Here is a 5,009-nt window from a genome sequence, read left to right as displayed (position 1 = left end):
CAAGCAGCATTAAATTTATATTCACAATCAAGGCAGTTAGCCAATTCATCTTCGCAAGCGAGTCAAAATGTCACTCAAACCGCCGATACAAATTTACAAAAGACACCGGTCTGGAAAGAGAAAGCATCTTCATTAGTGAAAGGCAAAGTTAGCCTTACTGCGGATAGCTCAAAACAAACACATGAATATGAACAGAGGTTACAGTCAGGCACTGTGATTCATGCGGGAGAAAATGTAAATATTAATGCGAAGGAGAATATTGAAGGGAAAGGAGTTGATATACAAGGAAAAAATATCAACTTAAACGCAGGTCAAGATATAAAATTCTCAGCGGCACAGGATATGGAGCGGGTAAAAAATACCGATTCAGGTAGTCACTATGGCGTTGGTGTTGGTGTGAATTTTGGTGGAAGTCAAAATGGATTTAGTCTTGAATTAAGTGGTAGTCAATCAAAAGGTAAAGAGAATGGAAATTCAGAGAATAATACCAACAGCATAATACATGCACGAGATAAGCTAAATATTCATAGTGGACGAGATGTTATTTTAACGGGAGCAGAATTACAAGGAAATCGAGTCGTAGCAGATATAGGACGAGATTTGTTAATCAGTAGTTTGCAAGATAAAGAAGATTATAATTCCAAACATACCTCAGCAGGACTGAATGCCAGTATTTGTGTACCGCCATTTTGTGCGGGTTCAAGTCAGGTCAGTGGTAGTTTTAGTCAAGATAAGATGAAGAGTGACTATGCATCGGTGAATGAGCAATCAGGTATATTTGCAGGAGAAGGTGGATATGATATCACGGTAGGCAATCATACCGAGTTAACCGGAGCGGTGATAGCTTCAGAGGCAGAGGATAAAACCCGTAATCGTTTAGAAACAGGAACGATAGGCTTTAGTGATATTAAAAACAAGGCGGAATATAATGTAAGCAGTATTTCGGTGTCAGGAGGAGCGAGTTATGGTAATCAAGGAGATAGTGGCGGACCGAACAAGTTAACACCGACAAGCAACAAGCCATCGGTGTATGAACATGGAGATAAATCATCCAATATCACCCACTCAGCGATATCGGAAGGCGAATTAATCGTTCGTAATAAAGAGGGGCAAAAACAAGATATCAATGAACTAAGTCATGATACCGATAATGCGCATCAAAAACTCAAACCAATTTTTGACAAAGAGAAAGAGCAACGAAAACAAGATATCGTAACGGGGTTGAAAGATTTAGCCGCACAAGTAAAACAACTGGAGAAAGACCTTAACAAGGATGCGGGTAAGGACTCAACTAAAGGCAAGATGGGTAATGACTTTAGTAAAGGAGTAGACTCAGCGGTAGCGATAGTGACCGGAATTATCACAGGCGATATAACAGGTGGTTTAGCAGGAGCAGGAGCGCCATGGGTTGCCGAACAGATAAAACTCCACACAGGTCATGCGGAAAATGGGGAATGGAAAACAGATAGTCCGGTAGCGAATTTAGTGGCACATGCAATACTGGGAGCAGTAGTAGCGGAATTACAAGGTCACTCAGGAGTAGTAGGCGGAGCGAGTGCGGTATCAGGAGAACTTGCAGCAAAAATTATTAAAAAAACCTTATATGGTGATAGAGATATAAAAGACCTAACGGAAGAAGAAAAAGAGAACATCAGTGCCTTAACTCAGCTAGCGGTAGGACTTACCATAGCAAGTATTGGAGGAGATACCGGTGATATAGCAACAGGTATAGATAGCAGTAAAAATGCGGTTGAGAATAACTTACAGAGCCTAGTAATAGCTCGTGATGAGTTAGAAAAAAGTAAACAATGGTGGTTAGATGTATCAAATGATAATCTTCATCCAATACCAGCTTCATTAGTAAATGTACTAATTAAAGGCTCAGTAATTGTAATGGATGGCACGATTGGGTTTGTTGATACCTTGGCAGATGGAACAGCCGTGTTAGTGACCTGTGGTGTAGGGGATAGTTATTGTGAGCAGGCGAAAGCTGATGTAGAAAAGGCCTATAAAACAGCGAATTATGCAGCTTATCAGCTGGGAACAGGGCAAACGTTTATAGCCATAGGTAAAACAGGGATTGATGCAATCTTAGGTGATAAAGAAGCTTCAGAAAACTTGATGGCAATGGTACTAGCGATTATGTCTCCATCAAAATTAGCTGGTTTTGATAAAATAGAAAAACCAATTTCTAAAGCTGAAAAAGGGACGACAACAAATGGAAGTATTATAGATGGTGCTTCTGATGCGGGTTCTACCGCTAAAATTCCTATAGATCAATATAAAAAATTGCAAGAGGCTTCAATAAAAAATGCAAATAGTGATACATTAGTACTTGGTAAGTATACATCAGATGAAAGCTCTTATCTTTCTATTGCAAAAAAAGAAAATGCAACTTATTTTGATATGGGGGATGATTGGAACAAAATTAAAACAAAATACAATTTTACAGATGAGGATATGTTTAACTTTTTTAATGTTCCCGTGTTAGATGATGCGATAACAAAAGGTAAGACAATCAAATTTACCCATAATCCTAATAACTATCCAGGAAGTGCTTTAGCGAAAGAGTTACAATATCTTAAAAGTAAAGGTTATATTTTTGATGAAAGTACTATGACAGCAATTCTTAAATCAAAATAGGTGTAGAAAATGAATAAAGAACTTGATTTTTGGACATTATATAATCTGGTAGAAGAGTTTTTTCAAGGAAAAGGAGAAATAGTATCAATCACACAAAGTGAACAAACTATAAATTGTTTGCTGTATGGCGCTTTTGTTTTTAAATGTGGTATTGAGATGCCTCGAAATAATTATTTCTCTGCGATTAGTATAGATAGCCAATTTTATGTAAGAAATTTATTTGGTAAGGAAATATCTTTAAATAACAATAAGGAGGACATTATAAAAAATCTTGAATTAGTAGATAAATATTGTCAATTGAGGCTTCCAGATAAATATTTAGAAGAATATTTTAAAGGCATTAATAATTGATTTATTACTTGATGATGGTTCTATTGAAGCTGTGGGCATTAATGTCAATAAAGATGAAGATGTTAATCTTTTCAAAGTTGGTTACATGGCAAGTGTGGTGTGTACACTTGATGAATTAAAGCCTGAAGCAATGCGTAATTTGGGTCAGAAATACCATGAAATAACTTTAGAAATGGCTGTTTCATTAGAGTCCGTTGAATAAGTATCAATCTCTGCCTAATCAGTGGGGGTTATTTTATTGTTTTTTAGAACTTGTTTGCAAGTTCAATAATGAGTTTATTTTGATTAACTTTAATGATGACCGGCATGCCTACATAAAACTCTATCTGTTCTAACCACCTGCCTTTGATGGTCAGTTGTGGTCTGGGAGTGGGTTTTGTACCTTGTGGAACATAACCCATTTTCAATAACTTCTTAATCTTCTGAAACAACGTTAAAAACTCTCGGCTTTCAAATCTGACCTTAGCGACTTTATATTGAGATCTTTAAGAAAATAATCGCCGATAACATTTTATGCAGAAGCTAATCGTTTTAGGTTTTCACTGCTGGGTGAAGATGTCCCCGTAAGCTGTAAACTATTATTAAGTTTAGATAAGATTAAACGGTATAGACACCTGAATTAATTTTACAAATAAGTGACATTATAATTAAAGTCAAAGATAACATTAACAGTAGTGGATGATTCAATGGGGATAAACGAGTCCAACTGAAAACCAATTTCACGTTATAAGAATCTTGAGGATAGCACTAATCAAAATAATATTCGCAGTGAATTAAATAGTATTAAGGGTAATGTGAGTTTAACATCAGGGGGAGACATACATTTAGTTGGAACAGATATTACGGCGGGTAAATCGGTTGATTTAACGGGTAAAAATGTATTGATGGATGTAGGTGAAGATAGTAAATACCAGAAATATATATCAAAGAATAAACAATATGGCGTGACGGTTTCAACATCAGGTTATGCAGTCACTGCAGCACAATCATTAGAAAAAGCTGCCAGAGCGATTGAAAACCACGAAGATAAACGTTTGTCAGCAATTTATGCGGCACAAGCAGCATTAAATTTATATTCACAATCAAGGCAGTTAGCCAATTCATCTTCGCAAGCGAGTCAAAATGTCACTCAAACCGCCGATACAAATTTACAAAAGACACCGGTCTGGAAAGAGAAAGCATCTTCATTAGTGAAAGGCAAAGTTAGCCTTACTGCGGATAGCTCAAAACAAACACATGAATATGAACAGAGGTTACAGTCAGGCACTGTGATTCATGCGGGAGAAAATGTAAATATTAATGCGAAGGAGAATATTGAAGGGAAAGGAGTTGATATACAAGGAAAAAATATCAACTTAAACGCAGGTCAAGATATAAAATTCTCAGCGGCACAGGATATGGAGCGGGTAAAAAATACCGATTCAGGTAGTCACTATGGCGTTGGTGTTGGTGTGAATTTTGGTGGAAGTCAAAATGGATTTAGTCTTGAATTAAGTGGTAGTCAATCAAAAGGTAAAGAGAATGGAAATTCAGAGAATAATACCAACAGCATAATACATGCACGAGATAAGCTAAATATTCATAGTGGACGAGATGTTATTTTAACGGGAGCAGAATTACAAGGAAATCGAGTCGTAGCAGATATAGGACGAGATTTGTTAATCAGTAGTTTGCAAGATAAAGAAGATTATAATTCCAAACATACCTCAGCAGGACTGAATGCCAGTATTTGTGTACCGCCATTTTGTGCGGGTTCAAGTCAGGTCAGTGGTAGTTTTAGTCAAGATAAGATGAAGAGTGACTATGCATCGGTGAATGAGCAATCAGGTATATTTGCAGGAGAAGGTGGATATGATATCACGGTAGGCAATCATACCGAGTTAACCGGAGCGGTGATAGCTTCAGAGGCAGAGGATAAAACCCGTAATCGTTTAGAAACAGGAACGATAGGCTTTAGTGATATTAAAAACAAGGCGGAATATAATGTAAGCAGTATTTCGGTGTCAGGAGGAGCG

5 protein-coding genes are annotated in these 5,009 nt (G+C 37.0%); 4 read left to right on the top strand and 1 reads right to left on the bottom strand.

Going from position 1 to position 5,009, the window contains the following annotated elements; genetic code table 11:
• The 3 genes from A9G11_RS11385 to A9G11_RS14475 form a co-directional block, all read left to right on the top strand.
• The coding region (locus A9G11_RS11385) for a hemagglutinin repeat-containing protein (RefSeq protein ID WP_176701268.1) at nt 1-2,643 on the top strand (2,643 nt) is incomplete at its 5' end.
• A 9-nt stretch (nt 2,644-2,652) separates the two neighbouring features.
• Nucleotides 2,653-2,994 carry a hypothetical protein gene (locus tag A9G11_RS11380; protein ID WP_065619735.1) on the top strand — a complete coding sequence of 114 codons (342 nt, stop codon included), beginning with the start codon at nt 2,653-2,655 and terminating at the stop codon, nt 2,992-2,994.
• Between the two features lie 31 nt (nt 2,995-3,025).
• A complete protein-coding gene (locus A9G11_RS14475; protein ID WP_176701267.1) occupies nt 3,026-3,196 on the top strand; it encodes a hypothetical protein in 171 nt (56 codons plus the stop codon).
• Nucleotides 3,197-3,239: 43 nt separating this feature from the next.
• Here the strand turns inward: A9G11_RS14475 and A9G11_RS11375 are convergent, their stop codons facing one another.
• Entirely contained in the window at nt 3,240-3,395 is a 156-nt protein-coding gene (locus tag A9G11_RS11375; protein WP_081298549.1) for a SymE family type I addiction module toxin, read from the bottom strand.
• A 315-nt stretch (nt 3,396-3,710) separates the two neighbouring features.
• Between A9G11_RS11375 and A9G11_RS11370 the strand changes: the two genes are divergently transcribed.
• A partial coding sequence (locus A9G11_RS11370) for a hemagglutinin repeat-containing protein (RefSeq protein WP_255308544.1) occupies nt 3,711-5,009 on the top strand: 1,299 nt, incomplete at its 3' end.

It is taken from the genome of Gilliamella sp. wkB108 (genome assembly GCF_001690195.1).
GTDB classification, from domain to species: domain Bacteria; phylum Pseudomonadota; class Gammaproteobacteria; order Enterobacterales; family Orbaceae; genus Gilliamella; species Gilliamella apicola_L.
The sequence above is the reverse complement of the archived record's forward strand: the minus strand, read 5'-3'. Positions and strand labels throughout refer to the sequence as shown.

Coding starts and splice junctions, on each gene's coding strand:
- A9G11_RS11380 (WP_065619735.1), top strand. CDS start 2,653: ATGAATAAAGAACTTGATTTTTGGACATTATATAATCTGGTAGAAGAG.
- A9G11_RS11375 (WP_081298549.1), bottom strand. CDS start 3,395: ATGGGTTATGTTCCACAAGGTACAAAACCCACTCCCAGACCACAACTG.